This is a genomic window from Gluconobacter kondonii, from assembly GCF_002723995.1.
Lineage (GTDB): Bacteria > Pseudomonadota > Alphaproteobacteria > Acetobacterales > Acetobacteraceae > Gluconobacter > Gluconobacter kondonii.
On sequence record NZ_BEWP01000021.1, the window covers coordinates 1 to 17,396 of the forward strand.

The 17,396-nt window shown below is 51.5% G+C and carries 16 protein-coding genes and 6 pseudogenes; 8 read left to right on the top strand and 14 right to left on the bottom strand.

Annotation, left to right across the window (positions count from 1 at the left end; translation table 11 throughout):
- Both GKO01_RS13935 and GKO01_RS13940 read right to left on the bottom strand, forming a co-directional pair.
- On the bottom strand, positions 1-416 hold a 416-nt coding region (locus tag GKO01_RS13935; protein WP_145994783.1), incomplete at its 3' end, for a transposase.
- 105 nt (positions 417-521) lie between these two features.
- Positions 522-2,207 (bottom strand): alpha-keto acid decarboxylase family protein, encoded by a 1,686-nt coding sequence (locus tag GKO01_RS13940; RefSeq protein WP_086649679.1) that lies wholly within the window; start codon positions 2,205-2,207, stop codon positions 522-524.
- Positions 2,208-2,311: 104 nt separating this feature from the next.
- Between GKO01_RS13940 and GKO01_RS13945 the strand changes: the two genes are divergently transcribed.
- From GKO01_RS13945 to GKO01_RS13960, 4 genes and pseudogenes are all read left to right on the top strand, one after another.
- Positions 2,312-3,214, top strand: a complete 903-nt coding sequence (locus GKO01_RS13945) for a LysR family transcriptional regulator (protein WP_077804029.1) — start codon at positions 2,312-2,314, stop codon at positions 3,212-3,214.
- A gap of 121 nt (positions 3,215-3,335) precedes the next feature.
- Positions 3,336-3,455: pseudogene (locus GKO01_RS13950) on the top strand (transposase); the annotation flags it as partial.
- A gap of 93 nt (positions 3,456-3,548) precedes the next feature.
- Positions 3,549-3,674 (top strand): annotated as a pseudogene (locus tag GKO01_RS16375) (IS701 family transposase); the annotation flags it as partial.
- A 61-nt stretch (positions 3,675-3,735) separates the two neighbouring features.
- Positions 3,736-4,344: pseudogene (locus GKO01_RS13960) on the top strand (IS5 family transposase); the annotation flags it as partial.
- A gap of 107 nt (positions 4,345-4,451) precedes the next feature.
- Here GKO01_RS13960 and GKO01_RS13965 read toward each other — a convergent pair.
- Both GKO01_RS13965 and GKO01_RS13970 read right to left on the bottom strand, forming a co-directional pair.
- Positions 4,452-4,748: a helix-turn-helix domain-containing protein gene (locus tag GKO01_RS13965; protein WP_077804027.1), complete on the bottom strand. Its 297-nt coding sequence runs from the start codon at positions 4,746-4,748 to the stop codon at positions 4,452-4,454.
- Positions 4,745-5,086 (bottom strand): type II toxin-antitoxin system RelE/ParE family toxin, encoded by a 342-nt coding sequence (locus GKO01_RS13970; protein ID WP_015075038.1) that lies wholly within the window; start codon positions 5,084-5,086, stop codon positions 4,745-4,747. The genes GKO01_RS13965 and GKO01_RS13970 overlap by 4 nt, the downstream gene beginning before the upstream one ends.
- A 516-nt stretch (positions 5,087-5,602) precedes the next feature.
- On the opposite strand from GKO01_RS13970, the gene GKO01_RS16065 reads away from it, so the two are divergent.
- On the top strand, positions 5,603-5,743 hold the full coding sequence (locus tag GKO01_RS16065; RefSeq protein ID WP_167383504.1) for a hypothetical protein: 141 nt from the start codon (positions 5,603-5,605) through the stop codon (positions 5,741-5,743).
- A gap of 161 nt (positions 5,744-5,904) precedes the next feature.
- Here the strand turns inward: GKO01_RS16065 and GKO01_RS16380 are convergent, their stop codons facing one another.
- From GKO01_RS16380 to GKO01_RS13990, 5 genes are all read right to left on the bottom strand, one after another.
- Positions 5,905-6,210, bottom strand: coding sequence for an SRPBCC family protein (locus tag GKO01_RS16380; RefSeq protein ID WP_244901486.1), 306 nt, complete (start codon positions 6,208-6,210; stop codon positions 5,905-5,907).
- Between the two features lie 112 nt (positions 6,211-6,322).
- Positions 6,323-7,432 (bottom strand): NADH:flavin oxidoreductase/NADH oxidase, encoded by a 1,110-nt coding sequence (locus tag GKO01_RS13980; protein WP_099287557.1) that lies wholly within the window; start codon positions 7,430-7,432, stop codon positions 6,323-6,325.
- A gap of 1 nt (position 7,433) precedes the next feature.
- Positions 7,434-7,781: an MDR/zinc-dependent alcohol dehydrogenase-like family protein gene (locus tag GKO01_RS16145; protein ID WP_211570525.1), complete on the bottom strand. Its 348-nt coding sequence runs from the start codon at positions 7,779-7,781 to the stop codon at positions 7,434-7,436.
- 8 nt (positions 7,782-7,789) lie between these two features.
- Entirely contained in the window at positions 7,790-8,449 is a 660-nt protein-coding gene (locus tag GKO01_RS16150; RefSeq protein WP_211570524.1) for an alcohol dehydrogenase catalytic domain-containing protein, read from the bottom strand.
- Complete coding sequence (locus GKO01_RS13990) at positions 8,446-9,159, bottom strand: type 1 glutamine amidotransferase domain-containing protein (RefSeq protein WP_099287574.1); 714 nt, start codon at positions 9,157-9,159, stop codon at positions 8,446-8,448. The genes GKO01_RS16150 and GKO01_RS13990 overlap by 4 nt, the downstream gene beginning before the upstream one ends.
- 91 nt (positions 9,160-9,250) lie before the next feature.
- On the opposite strand from GKO01_RS13990, the gene GKO01_RS13995 reads away from it, so the two are divergent.
- Complete coding sequence (locus GKO01_RS13995; RefSeq protein WP_099287558.1) at positions 9,251-10,168, top strand: LysR family transcriptional regulator; 918 nt, start codon at positions 9,251-9,253, stop codon at positions 10,166-10,168.
- Positions 10,169-10,380: 212 nt separating this feature from the next.
- Here GKO01_RS13995 and GKO01_RS14000 read toward each other — a convergent pair.
- A pseudogene (locus GKO01_RS14000) lies at positions 10,381-11,334 on the bottom strand (IS481 family transposase); the annotation flags it as partial.
- A 45-nt stretch (positions 11,335-11,379) separates the two neighbouring features.
- Between GKO01_RS14000 and GKO01_RS14005 the strand changes: the two are divergent.
- Both GKO01_RS14005 and GKO01_RS16645 read left to right on the top strand, forming a co-directional pair.
- Positions 11,380-11,891: pseudogene (locus GKO01_RS14005) on the top strand (IS3 family transposase); the annotation flags it as partial.
- Positions 11,892-11,956: 65 nt separating this feature from the next.
- Positions 11,957-12,241, top strand: a pseudogene (locus tag GKO01_RS16645) (IS481 family transposase); the annotation flags it as partial.
- A gap of 175 nt (positions 12,242-12,416) precedes the next feature.
- On the opposite strand, the gene GKO01_RS14015 reads toward GKO01_RS16645, so the two are convergent.
- Genes GKO01_RS14015 through GKO01_RS14030 form a run of 4 tightly spaced genes read right to left on the bottom strand, consistent with a single transcriptional unit; the run spans position 12,417 to position 17,370 of the window.
- Positions 12,417-13,964 carry a carbohydrate porin gene (locus tag GKO01_RS14015; RefSeq protein ID WP_099287559.1) on the bottom strand — a complete coding sequence of 516 codons (1,548 nt, stop codon included), beginning with the start codon at positions 13,962-13,964 and terminating at the stop codon, positions 12,417-12,419.
- An 18-nt stretch (positions 13,965-13,982) separates the two neighbouring features.
- Complete coding sequence (locus GKO01_RS14020) at positions 13,983-15,275, bottom strand: cytochrome c (protein WP_145994784.1); 1,293 nt, start codon at positions 15,273-15,275, stop codon at positions 13,983-13,985.
- An 8-nt stretch (positions 15,276-15,283) separates the two neighbouring features.
- Positions 15,284-16,879, bottom strand: coding sequence for a GMC family oxidoreductase (locus GKO01_RS14025; RefSeq protein WP_099287561.1), 1,596 nt, complete (start codon positions 16,877-16,879; stop codon positions 15,284-15,286).
- On the bottom strand, positions 16,876-17,370 hold the full coding sequence (locus tag GKO01_RS14030) for a sugar dehydrogenase complex small subunit (RefSeq protein ID WP_099287562.1): 495 nt from the start codon (positions 17,368-17,370) through the stop codon (positions 16,876-16,878). Before GKO01_RS14030 ends, GKO01_RS14025 begins: the two co-directional genes overlap by 4 nt.
- Positions 17,371-17,396: the final 26 nt, after the last annotated feature.

Here is a 17,396-nt window from a genome sequence, read left to right on the forward strand (position 1 = left end):
GATATCGGCAAATAGTCGGCGTTGCGCAGGATTGCGTTGAAGCGCTCAAACAGCCTTTCAATGGCTCTCGCCTGTGTCAGGCGTTCACGGAACAGCCAGACTGTTTTGGCATCCGGCACTCGATCTGAAAGCTCCAGACCAAGGAAGCGCATGAGCGACAGGCGGGCGTTGATCAGATATTCCGTCCGTTCATCAGACAAATTGTTCAGCGTCTGGATCACCAGGATCTTGAACATTAACACGGGATCAAACGGGAGACGACCGCCCTTGCTTCCACCTAAATAGGCCAGAGCCTTTTCCAGATCAGGGCAGAAGACCTCAAAATCCACAGTCCGGGGAAAAGCTTCGAGTTGATCACCAAGCCCATTCAGGCGGGCAAGTCGCTCTGCAACATCAAAAAAACACGGCTGCTTCATGATCCATGCCCAAATCAACTCGGGGGAAATGGAATCACAAAGGCAGCCTCAAAACCAAAGAGTTTTCGAACCCTTCAGTTAATCTACAAGATGAATTTCCTATACTCAGACAGGCTTACGGGAATTCGCAGCTGCAACAAATTTACCCCACTGCACGAGCGTTTCGGTGCAATCGGTCTGATCAAGCTTACATTCGATCAATGTTGGCCCGCGCGTATTCTTCTTGGCCTTTTCAATGGCATCAGCCAGTTCTGCACCTGTCGTAGCGTGCAAGCCCAGTCCGTATTTACCACTTTCTACGCCGGGAACACCCTGGTTGAAGACCTGCATCAGAGCGGCATAGTCCCAGTTCTGGATATAATTATAGGGGCCGTCATGAATTTTGATCTCAATGACGTAACCAAAATTATTGATAAGGAAGATGATAACCGGCAGTTCGTAACGAACCATCTGCGCCACTTCCTGTGCCGTCAGCTGGAACGAGCCATCGCCAACCATCAGAACATGCTGACGCTCAGGAGCAGCCAAGGCATTACCGAAAATAGACGGTACAGACCAGCCGATATGTCCCCACTGCATTTCCGACTCAACTTTAGCACCCTCAGGCAGATGCATGCGTGTTGCATTGAACCAGGAATCACCGGTCTCGGCGTATAGCGTTGTGTTGCCATCAACCAACGCATTGATCTGACGGGTCATCTCATCATTAGTGAGCGGCTTGGCAGCGTCAACAACTGGCAACGCAACGGGAGTATACGGCTTCACCAGAGAGGCAGGCTTACTGGACACCCGCTCCGTCAGAGCAGCCACAAATTCCTTCAAACGGAAACCTTCAAAAGTCTTTCCGCTCACCGTGACACGACCCGGGTCCACTTCAAGCACACGCTCTCCACGCACGGAATCCCGCCAACCGACAGTCGAATAATCATTCCAGACCGGGGCCAGAGTGATAACAGCGTCAGCGCTCTTGATGACATCTTCAACGCCAGGGCTGCTGACCTCCCCCCAATAAACTCCGCGGAAACCCGGATGCGCCTCAGGAAAAAAGCTCTTGGCCGCAGCCATAACAGTCACAGCACAACCAAGCTTGTCTGCGAGAGCCACTGTTTCAGTGAGTGCCTCACAAGAGCGTAGCTTGCTCCCGACAAGAATGGCAACATTCTGCGCTTTTTCAAGAAACGCGAGACTTTCTTCGATCGCCGCTTTGAGGCTAACTTCGTCTGCTTCCAGGTGCGACAGAAGCGACGAGACCGGACCTGGTCGAACGCAAGGCTGACTCGCAACGTTACAGGCGATTTCTAGATAAGCTGGCTTCTTCTCGCGCAGTGCGGTCCGAATGACGTGATCGATTTTTGCAGGTGCAGTGTCTGCCGAGGTGATGCTCTCAGCCGCACACGTAACGTGCTTCACCATCTCCATTTGATAATTATAATCTGTCGTGCCGATCGTGTGGTGCAGGACATGGCCCGACCCATGATCATTAGAGTTCGGCGCACCAGAAATCAGAATAACGGGAAGATTTTCAGCATAAGCCCCACCCAGGCCATTCATTGCTGAAATTGCACCGACACTAAACGTCACGACAGCAGCAGCAGCACCATTTTCGCGTGCATAACCTTCTGCCGCAAAGCTGCAATTCAACTCATTGCAGTCATAGATCTGCTTCATACCGCCATGCTCAATCAGTTGATCAAGCAGGATCAAGTTGTAGTCACCAGCAACAGCAAAATGGTGCTTCAAGCCGATTTGCGTTAGCCGCTCAGCCAGATAATGCCCAACAGTGAAAGCCATAACTCAGTATCTCCAACAAAAATTCTTCGGACAGAATGGAGGCCCCCTTTTCAAACGTCCAATATATATTTTGACTGATTGTCATACGTGTATCATATGGATATATGGACCTTCGTCACCTACGCTATTTCGTGGCCATCGCAGAGCATGGCAGCTTCACAAAAGCTGCGGAGACGCTTCGCATTGAGCAGCCTCCTCTCAGTCAGCAGATCAAATCCCTGGAAACAGAACTGGGAGTGCAACTCTTTATACGGTCCAAACGTGGAGCCGCATTGACGGATTTTGGAGAGCAGCTTTTTGAAAAAGCCCAGACAATTTTGCGTCTTGAGCAGCAATTTCACCTTCTAGCCAGGGGATTGTCCCTCGGTGAACAAGGACGCCTCAGGATCGGCATGGCAGGTGCCGTCGCACTTCTTCCTCTGATACCCAAAGCCATACGGGCATTTCGTGAGCAGTGGCCGGATATTGTGATTACACTCGAAGAAAGTAACACTCCTGCTCTCTGTGAGGCCTTACGGGAGCGCCGGGTGGATCTCGCCATTGTGCGTCCACCAGCGCCAGATCCGGACATTGCACTCCATCCCCTCTTTGATGAACCAACCCTGATCGCCATCCCAAAAGGCCATCCACTGTCCAAACGCCACACCCTCAGATTGATTGATGTAGCAAAGGAACCATTTCTTATTTTTGATCGATCACTCGGTCCCGGTTTCTACGATGCTATTATCTCGGCCTGTCAACAAGCCGGCTTCACTCCGCGTTTCGGACAAGCTGCCCCTCAGATCGCTGCAACAATCCCGATGGTTGCAGCTGGGCTAGGTGTTGCGATTGTCCCTGCCTACTTAAGTCAAATCCATGCCGATGGCGCAACATTCCATCCAATTTCAGGACCCTCACCTCGAGCCAGCATCTCTCTTGCCACTCTGGAAACAGAGTTGACTGGTCCAAGCGCCAACTTTCATCAAATTCTTCTTACTGCAGGAGATAATAATCAAATTCTAACTTAAGAGCCTGGCCGAAAATGAATTGCGCAATTCCAGTGGTTTGTGATTCCTCGGTCTTTGCAAAGAAAAGGAGTGAATTGTGGCCTAGACTGAACTCACCCGTCGTCAGTATCGTCGCGATGATCTGACCTATGAAAGCGATCTACGCGATCGGAAATGGGCGCTTCTGGTTTCTCTGATGCCGTTCAGAAGAACGGAACTCTGGCGGGTTGTTGAGGCGGTACTGTACATCGTCTCGACGGGATACTAGCACTACTTTGGCAGAAGTATATTTTTTAGGATTCCCATGGGGCTGATTGCGTGATTCATGGTGAGCCAGCTTTGACGGAGGCTGGCATTGGAAGAAGACTGGCAAGCGGATCTTGAGCAATGGCTCGTCCCGTATCTGGAAGGTCTTGGTAACAAGACGCGGCGTAAAATATGCCCGGCCTATATCGCAGGTCTGATCGGGCCAGGAGATCGGCTTTGTTGCATAAATGGCGTGCGGGGATTTCGGTTTTGCCTTGGGTTTATTATCTGAGGGGATGAGTGCAGTGACCCCCACGCGCTACCGCACGACGAACTGGTCTTCCTATAATGCGGCGCTGAAAAAGCGTGGCTCCCTGACGGTGTGGTTTGACCCATCCATGCTTTGGGAGGGCATGGCGACGGGGCGTCGGGGACGGCGGCAGAGTTATAGCGATGCTGCGATACAGACCTGCCTGACGCTGAAAGTCCTGTTCGGTTTTGCACTACGGCAGACGACGGGTTTTGTTGAAAGTCTCCTACACCTGGCGGGACTGCCGTGGTCTGTTCCAGATTTCAGTACGCTGAGCCGCAGACAGGAAAGCCTGACGGTCGATATCCCCTATCGTGGTTCGAACGGCCCACTTCATCTTTTGATCGACAGCACCGGGATCAAGGTCGAGGGAGAAGGTGAATGGCACACCCGCAAACATGGCGGTTCGAAGCGTCGGATCTGGCGTAAACTTCATATCGGGATCGACGAAGGATCAATGGAAATCAGAGCCGTAGACATGACAAGAAACACTGTCGGTGATGCTCCGGTTCTGCCCATGCTTCTTGAGCAGATCCCTGAAGATGAAGACATTGTCAGTGTCACGGCTGATGGCGTGATAGAAAATTCGTCATGTAGAAGAGAGGCATGTCCATTTTATTGATTTTTCTACTCTAAACCGGACATGCCGCTTCCCCCCCCCATATCGGTCGTCTGAATGAGCGTGTCGGGACCTGTGTTTTCTCAACGAACGGCAGCAAGCAGCTCACTCACTAACGACGGTCGCTTATCCAACATCGCCAGCAAAACCTGAGCCGGTCCGGTTGGCTGACGACGGCCATGCTCCCAGTTCAGAAGGGTCCCCTTGGCGACCCCGATGCTTCTGGCAAACTGGGCCTGAGAGAGTCCGGTCCGGGTTCTGATGGCCGCCACGTCAACCGACGGAACACGCACCTGGTGGGTCACACAGTCGTCGGCCGGAGCGTCCGAATAGGCAAGAGCCTCATTTAGCCCCTGCAGAATGCTGTCATAAGCGCTCATGATGGTTCTCCGTATTTCGCAACAAGCGTCTTGCTCAACTCTACCAGGGCGGCCTGTTCAGATCGCGTCAGATTGTCTTTCTCGTTTTTGGCAAAAACAGTCAGGAGAAACAGAGGCATCTGTCTTCCACCAAAAACGTAGAGAGTTCTGTACCCTCCCCTCTTCCCACCATTCTCGCGGGAAAAGCGGACCTTTCGCAGACCGCCGCCTAAAGAAAGGCCAGCATCTGGCATCGCAGCGAGCATGTTAATCAGAGCCATACGATCGTCGTCTGACATCAGGGCTTTTGCCCGCTTTATGAATTCAGGCAGTTCGACAACGGTCTGCAGCTTTGACATTCACAATGGAATATATGCCAATAGCATATACGTCAACGGCGTATAATTCAAAGAGGCGAGCGGTATGGCGTGTATCCAGACAAAGAGCACCCCAGAAACTGCACGAAATCTCCAAAACCGGCAGTTTTCCGCCATAAAACCTATGTCCGTTTTTTTACTTTATCGGACATAGGGTACAACGTATGAAAGCATCCCTAAAAAGCCCTTCCGATGTGCTGGCCTGGAGCCATCATCCATGGACAAAGACGCCTCGTGGAAAGTTGGTTCCATTGCCTCTGCCATGCCGGGTGTGAGGCATTACACCCCCGCACAGGCCTGCAATCCTTTATCGGTTTTGCGGCGGCTTTGGGGGGATAGTGTTGAAAAAGTCAGGTTGAGGTGTCTGCTCAGGATTTTGTATGCAATTCGGAATGAAAATTCCCCATGATTACAGCACTCTATACGTTATGACATCGAACCTAAATGTTGAGTGCAAGCTCCAGTGGGACTTTTTCAACACAATCGGGGGAAAGCCGAATGTCCGCTGCTGAACATGAGTCGCAGATTACGGACATTCTCTTCAGAGACGGTTCCGAAAAAAGCAATGTTCATAGTTTGGATGATTTTGTTACCGTTGAACTTCGAGCTGCTGACACCAACCCGTCCAGCCACTCCTGATGCCCGTTGATCATCGGATTGGGACGCGTGGTTGCCAGTGTCTTGGCCGGTTTCCCGTTCTGGGTTTCCTGCGTAAGAATTCTGACGCGTCCTTCCGACAGGTCCTCAATCAGCCAGGCATGGTGAACATCAAGCCTTTCAAGTGAGCCTTCCTCGCCAGCCTATCCATGCCAGGCAACCCGACCCGGTTGACCTGCTGTCGGGGGGACATATTCCGTCACTTTGGCCTGAACCGGAAAGCCAAATGTCTCAAAGTAAAACTGTATTCCCTCCGCCAGTTCTGGACCTTTATCATCATAAAAGCGAGGGTTGGCGGAATTGGCATAATAGGTGGGCCACTTTGCCGGATGACTAAGCAGCGGCCAGATTTCAGCAACCGTCAGTCCGGCTACGATCACCTCGTTGGAAGCAAAATTATCCGCGAAGCCCGGTACATAGTCTTGAGGCCAGAATATTTCGTTTGCCATTGGAATTTTTTCCTCTCCTGAAAGCGGAGCTATTTGATAATTCGCGCCAGATATAAATTCAAATCATGAGTTATGATGATGGTCATAACTCACAAAAATACAAGAACTGCGCCTATGCCGACGACGCCGGTCGATAGCGTTCCAGCCAGTGCGCATAAGACGGCGGTAAAACCCAGGACGGCCGATCAAGACCAAGCTTCAACGCCGCCACGTAGGGCCAGTGCGGATCAGCAAGCTGTGCCCGTCCCACCATCACCAGATCCATCTGTTTCTGTTCCACGACCCCATTGGCCAGAAGCGGCGTATCGATCCCCCAGGACGACGCGACAGGCAGACCCGTCTCACGATGGACCCGCTCGGCAATCGGGGCCAGGAATGCAGGGCCCCATGGGATCTGCGCATCCGGCGTTGAGAAACCGACGCTGACGTTGAGCATGTCCAGCCCTTCGGCTTTGAATTGGTGTGTCAGGGTGATCGCTTCTTCAAGCGTCTCCTCGTCCCGTCCGTCGAACTCAATGACTCCGAAGCGGGCCGTCAGGGGGAAGGTCTCAGGCCAGACCTTGCGAACCGCACGGAGCGTTTCCAGAAGGAAACGGCTTCGCCCCGCCAGATCGCCGCCATACTCATCCGTACGATGATTGGCATGAACCGAGAAAAAGCTTTGCGCGAGATAACCGTGAGCGAAATGCAGTTCCAGCCATTCGAACCCGGCCTCTACGGCACGTCGTGTCGCGGCGACAAAATCCGCCTGAACCCGCATGATGTCCTCATGCGTCATTTCCCGCGGCACCTGAGGCAGGTTCGCACCATAGGCGATGGCTGACGGTGAAATCGTCTCCCATCCGCGCGGGTCACCGTCAGCGATGTGATCATCCCCCTCCCACGGTCGGTTGGCGCTTGCCTTCCGGCCTGCATGAGCAAGCTGAATTCCTGCGACGGCGCCAGCCGCCTTGATCTCACGCGCAACTGTCGCCATGCCCGCGATCTGACGATCATTCCATAGGCCCGCGCATCCGGGAGTGATCCGTCCCTCGGGAGAAACGGCCGTCGCTTCCACGATAACAAGACTGGAACCGCCGCGGGCAAGGCTCGCGTAATGGACTGCGTGCCAATCGGTTGTGAACCCGTCGACCGCGACGTACTGGCACATCGGCGGGACCGCGATACGATTGCGCAGATGTGCGTCCTTGAGGGCGAAGGGGGTAAAAAGAGCGGGTGTCATGTCATGCTTCCTCAACGGGTGTGACGCGGACCAGCGCCTTGCCGGAAAACTGTCGATGCTGGAGGTCATTCAGAAATGTCGGGAGATCCCTGAAATCGCGAATGACGCACCCTTCAGGGCGAAGCGTCTGCTCAGCCAGACAGGTCAGAATACGCTGTCCGGCCGTTGTGAGATCGCGCCAGTCGGCATCGTCGCCATACTGATGCAGCGCGCCGAGAGCGACTTCATGGATTGAAATACACCGGGTGAACGGGGGATCGGGCCATTCCGTTAGTCGGTTCTGGATGCATACGATATGCCCGTTCGCCTTCAGTGCCGGAGCCAGGGCCGCCGCATGCTCTGCGCCCACGCAGTCGATCACAGCCTGGAGAAACGGTTTTCCAGTGCGTCGGGTAGCGCCTCGCTGGTTTTCAGAGGCCCTGCAACGCAATCTTGCACCCCCATGGCCCGTAACCGTGCCCAGTGCCGCTGGTTGCACATCGCCGTCACGGCAAAACCCCGGTCCACTGCAAGCTGGGAGAGATAATTGCCGACACCACCGCCCGCACCTGCGATCAGCAGCGTCGCTCCTGCCTGGTTCGGTATTTTGGCCAGTGCCAGCCACGCCGTTAGCGCAGGACAGGGTACACCGGCCGCCGTCTCGAAATCCAGCGTTGAAGGCAGGTCGATCAGTGCGCGAAGGTGGACGGACGTATACTCGGCGAAGCTGCCGGGCTTCATCAGATCCTGATGATAGGCTACGCGACGCCCCAGCCACTCGGCTCCGACATCCCGCCCGACCGCCACCACGATGCCCGCGCCATCGACACCGGGCACCCATCCCGGCCCCCAAGGGGCCAGACGCGCACCGAGGGCTTTCCAATCAACTGGGTTCAGCCCGGCAACATGATTGCGCACCAGCACTTCATCGGGCTGAAGCACAGGGCGAGAAACACTCTTCAGCACGAGATCCAGGGCCGATGTTCCCTGCTCCCAGCACCAGGCCCGATAATGATCGGGGAGCATATCGTCAGTCATTTCGCACCCTTGCCTTCTGCCAGAACCGACAGCACTTCCTGGGCAACCAGCGCGGAGGATTGCGGGTTTTGTCCCGTCACGAGCCGTCCGTCGCGGATCATGAACGGCTTGAAGTTCTCGCCCTTCTCATAAATCGCGCCCTCGTCGTGGAGCCGGGTTTCCAGCAGGAACGGAACGGTTTTTGTCAGGCCGGCGGCTTCTTCCTCACTATCCGTAAAGGCGCTGATCTTCTTGCCTTTTACGAACGCGGTTCCATCAGGGTTGCGGATGCCCGTCAGGCTTGCCGGCCCGTGACAGACGGACGCGACAACCTTGCCGTCCGACCATGCGCGCAGGATCAGACTCTGAAGCGACGTGCTGTTGGGCATGTCCCACATCACACCGTGGCCGCCGGGAATAAAAACGGCGTCATACCCATCTACGGAAACACTGGTGATTTTGCGTGAGTGCTCCAGATCATCCATGGCAGGACGATCTTTCAGAAAGCGCTGCACGCTCTCGGGATCTTTGTCGCTATGCTGAACGGAGCGTGGATCGACCGGGATTTTCCCGCCTTCAATCGATGCGATATCGACCTGCGCACCCGCATCACGAAAGACATAATAGGGTGTGGTCAGCTCTTCAAACCAGACGCCGGTCTGATGTCCGGAAGCGCCCAGAGTCGCATGAGAAGTTACGACCATCAATATCTTGAGTAGTGGGTGAGGCATGGCAATTTTCCCCGCAGGAATCATGAGTTGCGTCAGGATGGCATTGCCCTCAGAATAAATCCAATATCCACAAAATATGGACCCCATAAATATGGGTGATATCAGAACTCTAGACCTCAACCTGCTCCGCGCTCTCGATATACTGCTTGAGGAAGGCAGTGTGACGCGGGCGGCGGAACGGCTCGGCGTGACGCAGCCAGCGGTCAGCAACATGCTGACCCGTCTTCGGGAGAATTTTGGCGACCCGCTGCTGGTCAGGACACAGCGCGGTATGACACCTACAACACGTGCACTCGATCTTGTCGCGCCACTCAAGCGCATCCTGTGCGAGATCGGAACGCTCTGTCAGCCAGACGCTTTCGACCCGGTTTCGGCTTCCTTCACGGCTTCGATTGCCGCGACCGATTATGCGCTTCAGGTTGTCCTGCTGCCGCTCATCGCCCGACTACGACAGGAGGCCCCAGGTATTACACTTGCGGTTTACCCACTTGATGATGCCCGGCTTCAGGAGCAGCTGGAGAAAGGTCAGCTCGACATGGCACTGATCACGCCAGAGACCTGCCCATCCGATCTGCCGTCATTGAAGCTGTTTCATGAAGAGTATATCTGCGCGGCGCGGAAAAGCCATCCGACCGCAGGCATGAACATGACGCTGGACCAGTATTGCGCCGCGGGTCACATCATCGTCTCGTATGAAGGAGGACGCTTTTGTGGCGCAACAGACAGACAACTCGAAACGCTTGGATGCAAGCGTCATGTCGCCCTGTCCGTGCCAAACTTTCTGGCACTTCCAGATCTTCTTCTGAAGACAGACCTGATGACGATGGCCCCGCGCAGGCTTTTACACGGGAGGAAAGACCTGACATTGTTCAGTCCCCCCAGTCCCCTGACCGTGCCTGGCTTTGACAAGATTCTTGCCTGGCACTGCCGTACCGGGAGCGACCCCCGTTATCAGTGGTTACGTGGTAAAGTAGTAGACAGCACTGAGTGCGTTTCAGGACATGTTTGACGAGACTTGATGTCTGCTAAATGGAAAATTATTTGGGTATTTAAATCTCCGAGATGAGGCGACTGCCGCCGGTCTGCTTCAAATTCATTGAGCAGACCGGCGGGTAAGGGGAGGAGTGGAAGGGCACGAAAACGAACGCTCAAGATATTGAGGCCCGTATCTGCAGGATCAATCCATCTCACGTTTCCACCTAACGCTGTCGTCACGTCATTGTTTAGTCCCGGGATTTGATGGGTTGGATTGATGATGAATCTTTCTGGCTCTGAAGTCCAGATTTTGCAGACGTATTCGTAAGGGGTAAGGCCGTTTAGGGTCTTGAGTCTTCGCCCGAAATTATAGGCTGCCATGAAGTCGTTGAGGTGTGTCCTCAACTGCTCATGACTGTCGTAATGGAAGCGTTTGACGGTTGCTTCCTTGATTGTCCGGTTCATCCGCTCGACCTGACCGTTCGTCCAGGGATGATTGGGTTTCGTCAGACGATGTTCGATCCCGTGAGCTTCGCAGATCATGTCGAAACGCATGGGGCGAGACCAGGCCGTATTGCGGTTAAGGGGCTGATCAGCGAACTGGATGCCGTTATCTGTCAGAATGGTATGGATCCGGTAAGGAATGATGCTCAGGAAATATTCGAGGAATTCCCAGGCGGTCTTCCGATCGGCTTTCTCAACCAGTTGTGTGACAGCGAACTTGCTGGTCCGATCGATGGCGACGAAGAGATACAGCTTGCCTTCAGCAGTTTGGACCTCGGCAATCTCGATATGAAAAAAGCCGATGGGATAGCGTTTGAAACGCTGTCGTTTGGGCTTGTCTCCTTCGATGTCCGGCAACCGGGATATCCCGTGGCGCTGAAGGCAGCGATGCAGAGCCGAGCGTGTCAGATGGGGGATGCTGGCCTGCAGGGCATAAAGACAGTCATCCAGCGGTAGCAACGTATGCCGGCGAAACGCCACGATCATCGCTTCGTCCGTCTCGGACAGAACCGTGGATCGCGGCTCTTTGGGACCTGTCTTCTGATCCTCAACCGTTTGACGCTTCCGCCATTTTGCAACTGTTTTCGGGTTGATCCCGAACTCCTTGCTCAGCGCCGCGAGCGAAGCCTGCGATCGCTGTATTGCCGCTCGCACGGCGTGCGTGGTCGTGGCGCTCCCATGACGTATCTGGCCCATAAGGCTTCCTTCCACTCTCGTGAAAATAATACCCCATCAAAACACGGGACTAAACAGGCACTGGGAACGCGTTCTCCCATGACCATCCCTCAGGAACCCGGGCAGCGCTGGAGCCTGGATTTTGTCTCGGATGCCCTGATCTGTGGCCGCCGGTTCCGCATTCTGGCTGTTATCGACGATTTCAGTCGCAAGAACCTGGCACTGGTTGCCGACACATCGCTGTCAGGAGGACGTGTGGCGCGGGAACTGACGGTGCTGGTGGAGCGATATGGCAAACCTCTCATGATTGTCAGCGACAACGGGACGGAATTCACATCCCATGCCATCCTGAAATGGGCCGATGAGATGAAGATCGAATGGCATTATATCGCCCCGGGAAACCGCAGCAGAACGGCTTTGTCGAGAGTTTCAACGGCCGATTAAGGGATGAATGCCTCAACGAAACGCTGTTCACCTCCCTCAGCCATGCACGACAGGTTTTGGCTGACTGGCGGGAAGACTACAATACGGTGCGTCCCCATTCCCAACTGGATGGCAGGACACCGGATCAGATCGCCAGACAAGGGTCTCGGGGGCACGTCAAACGGGACCTAGACACCTGTCCGAAAAATGGGATCCGCCTCTGGTCGAGCGGTTCAACGGTCGCATCGCAACCGGGGTTCTGCCGATCAACGTCGCACACCACACGGATCTCGAAGTCCTGCTGCATGGGTTCAATCACGCCTATAACGTGCGCCGACAGCGAGTTCTGGGCGGCCTTTCGCCTACCGCCAAAGTCGCCGAGCGCCTTAGGCAGAGACCACGTCTGCGTAATCGAAGCTATAAAACTATGACAGAAGTCAGTATCATGAACGACGTCGACCGTATCATGGTTTACGCCAATGACGTCTCACAACCTGACAGCTAAGCCTCACAGGCATGGTTCATTGCCGCTGATATCCGCAGAATGCTGCGAAAAATCACTCAGACCATATTTTGAAACAGGCTCTGGAATATTTTTTACATATGCAGCGTTCATAAAATGAAGGAAACTGCTCCGATTAAGACGCACTGATATCAAGAAAAAATCACAAATAATAAACTCAAAAAACCATCTTGGTATCAGCACCAATGACAAAAGCGTCATTGTACTTAGTCATCCCGCTCGGATGAATAATATACTGAAGATTAGGCCGCAAATTTAACCACGGAGTAATTTCGGCGCCATAATCGATTTCAACAAGTTGTTCGTGCGTTGCTCTCATAAATGGCGTTTTATGAATTAATGCGCTTTCCTGAAGATAGTCCTGATGTCTAGGATTCCCTTCCAAATAACCCCACGCTAGACCGATCAAATCCTTTGGCCTGGAACGAAATGGCCCCAAAAACAAGACGCTTGCTTGGGCAGCGATCTGATAAACAGCGACACTCATTTGCGGGTTACTATATCCTGCTCCACCCCAGATTACGATGCCCCGATTAGGGTCATTATCAAATTTCGTAAGTTGTTGATCAAACATTCCATAAAAACCGTAGTGCCCTTTATCTAACCGGAAACCTTTTCCGAATATACCAGCAGGCTGGTTATAAATATTGTAATAAGCATCTGGCAAATGGCTATTATCGTAATACCCACCTATGCGATAATGACCCGGAAGCATCCCAATACGTTTATCTGGCTCCCAACCAGCTTCAAACGGTACGACCACACCCGTACCTGTAAAGGTGAGCTTGAATCCATTATCGTGGCGACCGTTATACTGGTCTGACTGATAAATGCCGGTAGAAACATAAAAGGTCTGAGGAAGATTTCCTCTGATTTTGAAACCCCATTGCCCTTTTGGGTTATTTCTCCATCCACTATCGTATGACAAAGTCATTGGGTGCGCGCAAAGCGCGACGTTCATAAAATCACACCCATAAATTTCGCGACCGAAATCATTTCCAATCGGAGAGTAGCCAACTTTCAACTCAAGTCTTTTATGTGCTGTAAGCTGTGTATAGGAAAGTTCCGCGACGCGATTGTCTTGCCCTGCGCCATAAATCTGTTGGACAGTCATCCAATTCCCAATGACATGGTCCGACAACCCACCACCACTACGGTTAATAACATGAAACTTAAACGTACCTCCTTGCCAACCAAGAAGACGCCCCATATCAACAACCATGTTGGCGTCCCAATGCTGCGTAAACTTTACGTCTTGCTTTCGGCCTCCAACGGGATTGCCTGCGGGCTCGCTCATCCAATAAAAACCAATGTCAACGCCATGATTACTTAAATATTTACGAACACCACCCCAATCACCAAACATATAGTGCCAATGCATCCAGCCGCCGCCAGAAGATGGCAAACTCGCCTTTTGCCGCGTCTGAGCAAACAAACTGACTGGATCCCCACTAAAACGCACAGCGGATGAAGGGAGTGTCCCTACAATATTATATAAACCTCCAGAGGTATTTACGGAACGCAAAACAGAAGGGGGAATATTCCGATTTATATTCGGAAGAACCTCACTTGATGTTGCAGTATCCTGATTTGTTTCAGCAGCATACACTGTAGAATACGCTATATTCGCTGAAAACATTACACCCAATAAAGCTACCGATCTCCATTGCGCAATGATAAATCTGCACATAAAATAGGTGTTCATTTCTTCAATCCTGACGCATCACTGTGCTGAAGAATTAGGTGGGAGAGTTTTGCGAATGGCCTGAACGCGCTGAAGAGTCGTCTGGGATGCGTTATTACCAAACGTAGTCGTAAGGAAATTAACCAATTTGACGATTTGATCGTCGGAAAGACGATGACTGAATGCAGGCATTCCCTGAGTATGAGGCCCTTCAGGCCATACCCCCTGCAAAATAGCGGCCACTATATTATCTGTATTAGGGAGTTTAAAAACTGGATTTCCGCGCATACTTGGCAAATTATTCAGAGCATCTCCTTGCCCATGATCGCCATGACAACTCGCACAAAATGCTTGATACAGCGTTGATCCGTCCATTTTTTCAGGATTGCTTTGCGCTGCATTCAAAGCAAACAAAGGATCAACAGGAAGCGTCTTATCAGACAAAACAATTTGTTTCGTACCGATCTTCTCTACAGTACGCAGATATACAGCTATAGCGTTCAGGTCTTCATTGGTCATTTTGCTAAAGCTATGATCGACAGCTTCTAGCATTTCACCACCGGCATATGCGCCTAGTGAATTATGCCCGGTTTTTAAGTATTGAGTAAGATCATCAGTCGACCAATTACCAATTCCTTCTGAACTCGGTGTTATATTAGGCGCATACCACGCTCCTAAGCTTGCACCTGAAAATTTCTGTGATGTTTTCTCAGACATCATAAAATTTCTGGGCGTGTGGCATGTCCCACAATGAGACAATACTTCAACGAGATATTTTCCACGATTCCATTGAGGACTTTCACTAGAAACAGTCTCGATTTTTTCATCATCCTGAAATAAATTCCAGAATTTAATAAAATATCTAATATTGAATGGAAATTTCAAATTATTAGTAAGGTTTTTTTGCGATACTGATGGAACGGTATTTTTGAAAAAAGCATATAGCGCATGAATATCATCATCAGTGATATTTTTGTATTCAGTATATGGCATAGCAGGATAAAGATTTTTGCCGTCAGCTCTAATTCCTTCCCGCACTGATTTAGCAAATTGCTCTTCGGTAATATTCGCAATACCATTAGAAGATGGTGTAATATTTGTAGAATACACGGTTCCAAAAGGCGTCAAAAATGCCCGTCCGCCTGCATAAGGTTTCCCGCCTGGCGTGGTGTGGCATGCTATACAATCAGCTGCAGTAGCAATGTAATGACCTTTCTCTTGCAAAAGATCATTCGCCCGCACATCTCCTACAGCAAAAACCAAGCTAATACTAGCTGCAGCGCACAATACCGATGAGAGCGTTATTTTTGAAGGTAAAGATGAGATAATCATAACCAACCTCAGACGTTTTCACGAATAAAGTGAGCCGTCCGCAAGGCAAGGCTGGCGGCCGTAAGTGTTGAATTCACGGTGGCGACAGTTGGCATCACTCCAGTACTGGCAAAAAATAGATTTTCGTGGTCATGGGCTCGGCCATATTTATCACAAACACTCGTGGCAGGATCATCCCCCATCGCTAGGGTTCCTGTAATGTGCTGATTATTTCCGTATTTTCCATCAGGAGAATACGTAACGCTCTTTGCCCCCATAAGGTCAGCAATCTCGCCATATGCTTTTTTAGACGCCGCCATTCCACGGCAAACATAATCATCATAAGAATAATAAATAAGTGGTTGAGGAATACCTAGACCATCTTTTTTATCCGAAAGCATGACGCGATTATTAGGATCCGGCAACTGCTCAAGGACGTTTTTAATACTTACTTCATGAGCCGAACGACGACGGATTTCTTCCTGAAGCTCCTTCCCTTGTAATCCTTTACTAATGGCTGAACGCGTAATCGAAGAAACACGCGAAGAGTTAGAAATATCGATCCGAAATGCTGCATGTTCAGAACGAAATGCTCCATCACGCAATTTTTGAATCGAAGACGGACTCATTGGCCCCCGCCCCGCCCAAACAGCATCTTCCACTTCAAAAGTGGCCGAATTGCTAGGGTGATCCATCAGAGTACGCCCTAGCGCGCCAGACTTGTTCGCCAATCCATTGGGAAATGCAGAACTTGCAGATAGAAATAAAAGTTTAGGTGTCTCAATTGCATTAGCTGCAATAATAAATGTTTTTCCAACCACCTTGTGAGATGTTTTATTCCAATCATAGAAATAAACTGCGTTAATACGACCTTTCGAATCATGCTCAATTTTATATGCGACAGCCTCAGTAATCAGCCTAACACCAGCATTTTCAGCTTTATCTGCTGCAAGTCCACCATGAAATTGGGCATCAATTGGGCAAATAGGCATACAATTATTATTGCCGCAACATGCCGGACGACCATCATAAGACCGGGAATTTCTCGCGGTTGTGTTTGTAATAACAGGGTAAACGTCCCCTAACCGCTCTGTAAATTTCTGCTCTAACCAACTTGGAGCCACCGGCTTCATAGGAAACGGCTCAGAACGTGGAGACCCATTATTCACAGGCCCAGAAACACCCATAATTTTCTCGGCTTCGCAATAAAACGGCTCGAGATCATCATAAGAAATGGGCCAATCTCGCCCAACGCCATAAAGGGATTTAATACGGAAATCATTCGGAAGCAGACGCCAAGCCTGGGCAGCCCAATGCCACGTCGTTCCGCCAACAACACGAATATATTCTGCCAAATAGGGTACCGGTCCGCCTTGAACAAGATACCCATTGTCATGAGGCTTATATTCAGGAAAAGGCGCCAGATTGCTATTAGGGTAAGGAGACAAAAAGTCTGATTTGCGAGGTGATTCTCGGAAACGCGCAGTAAGCTGCCCTCGCGTGACCCGAGGTCCAGCTTCCAGAATCAGCACCGATGCCCCAGCCTTAGCAAGTTTTTGGGCCGCAAGAGATCCGCAAATCCCAGACCCGATGACGACGACATCTGCAGAAAAAGACGCATTCATGGTGTGTTATCCTGAGTAATCCAGCTGGGATCGGGCCGAGGTTGAGCCTTCCATGATCCATAAGCACCAAAGGCATAACTTGGCGGTTTAAGAACGTCCGACGTTATGACGCGATCAAGAGATGCGACATAAGCAACGCATTCGGCTTTATCACCATGCTCAACGACACCATCGTACCATCCGACCAGAAGAGCTTGTTCTAGTGGAGTGGTTCCCTGCCCTACTTCCTGCGAGAGCTTATTAGCGTTTTCCTGAAAATTCGGGATAATGCGCTGACAACTTTCATAAAGACGCTGCCCAAAATCAACATCTAAGACCTTCATGCCAGTGAGTCTTTTAGACACATCCATAAAGCGTTCAAACGCTGCATCATTGGAGACTGATGAGGACACCGCGGCCTTCACTCGGAGAGTAGACAGCATCGCTGCCGCCCCCCCTCCCAAGAGAATAATCCGCCGCCCTAAACGAGGTGATTGCAGTGAATTATACATAGAATCAAAGTCACTTATACAGGACG

What these genes read in the sequence shown, in the direction of transcription:
- GKO01_RS13940 (WP_086649679.1), bottom strand. Translation starts at nt 2,207, where the DNA reads ATGGCTTTCACTGTTGGGCATTATCTGGCTGAGCGGCTAACGCAAATC.
- GKO01_RS13945 (WP_077804029.1), top strand. Translation starts at nt 2,312, where the DNA reads ATGGACCTTCGTCACCTACGCTATTTCGTGGCCATCGCAGAGCATGGC.
- GKO01_RS13965 (WP_077804027.1), bottom strand. Translation starts at nt 4,748, where the DNA reads ATGAGCGCTTATGACAGCATTCTGCAGGGGCTAAATGAGGCTCTTGCC.
- GKO01_RS13970 (WP_015075038.1), bottom strand. Translation starts at nt 5,086, where the DNA reads ATGTCAAAGCTGCAGACCGTTGTCGAACTGCCTGAATTCATAAAGCGG.
- GKO01_RS16065 (WP_167383504.1), top strand. Translation starts at nt 5,603, where the DNA reads ATGTCCGCTGCTGAACATGAGTCGCAGATTACGGACATTCTCTTCAGA.
- GKO01_RS16380 (WP_244901486.1), bottom strand. Translation starts at nt 6,210, where the DNA reads ATGGCAAACGAAATATTCTGGCCTCAAGACTATGTACCGGGCTTCGCG.
- GKO01_RS13980 (WP_099287557.1), bottom strand. Translation starts at nt 7,432, where the DNA reads ATGACACCCGCTCTTTTTACCCCCTTCGCCCTCAAGGACGCACATCTG.
- GKO01_RS16150 (WP_211570524.1), bottom strand. Translation starts at nt 8,449, where the DNA reads ATGACTGACGATATGCTCCCCGATCATTATCGGGCCTGGTGCTGGGAG.
- GKO01_RS13990 (WP_099287574.1), bottom strand. Translation starts at nt 9,159, where the DNA reads ATGCCTCACCCACTACTCAAGATATTGATGGTCGTAACTTCTCATGCG.
- GKO01_RS13995 (WP_099287558.1), top strand. Translation starts at nt 9,251, where the DNA reads ATGGGTGATATCAGAACTCTAGACCTCAACCTGCTCCGCGCTCTCGAT.
- GKO01_RS14015 (WP_099287559.1), bottom strand. Translation starts at nt 13,964, where the DNA reads ATGAACACCTATTTTATGTGCAGATTTATCATTGCGCAATGGAGATCG.
- GKO01_RS14020 (WP_145994784.1), bottom strand. Translation starts at nt 15,275, where the DNA reads ATGATTATCTCATCTTTACCTTCAAAAATAACGCTCTCATCGGTATTG.
- GKO01_RS14025 (WP_099287561.1), bottom strand. Translation starts at nt 16,879, where the DNA reads ATGAATGCGTCTTTTTCTGCAGATGTCGTCGTCATCGGGTCTGGGATT.
- GKO01_RS14030 (WP_099287562.1), bottom strand. Translation starts at nt 17,370, where the DNA reads ATGTATAATTCACTGCAATCACCTCGTTTAGGGCGGCGGATTATTCTC.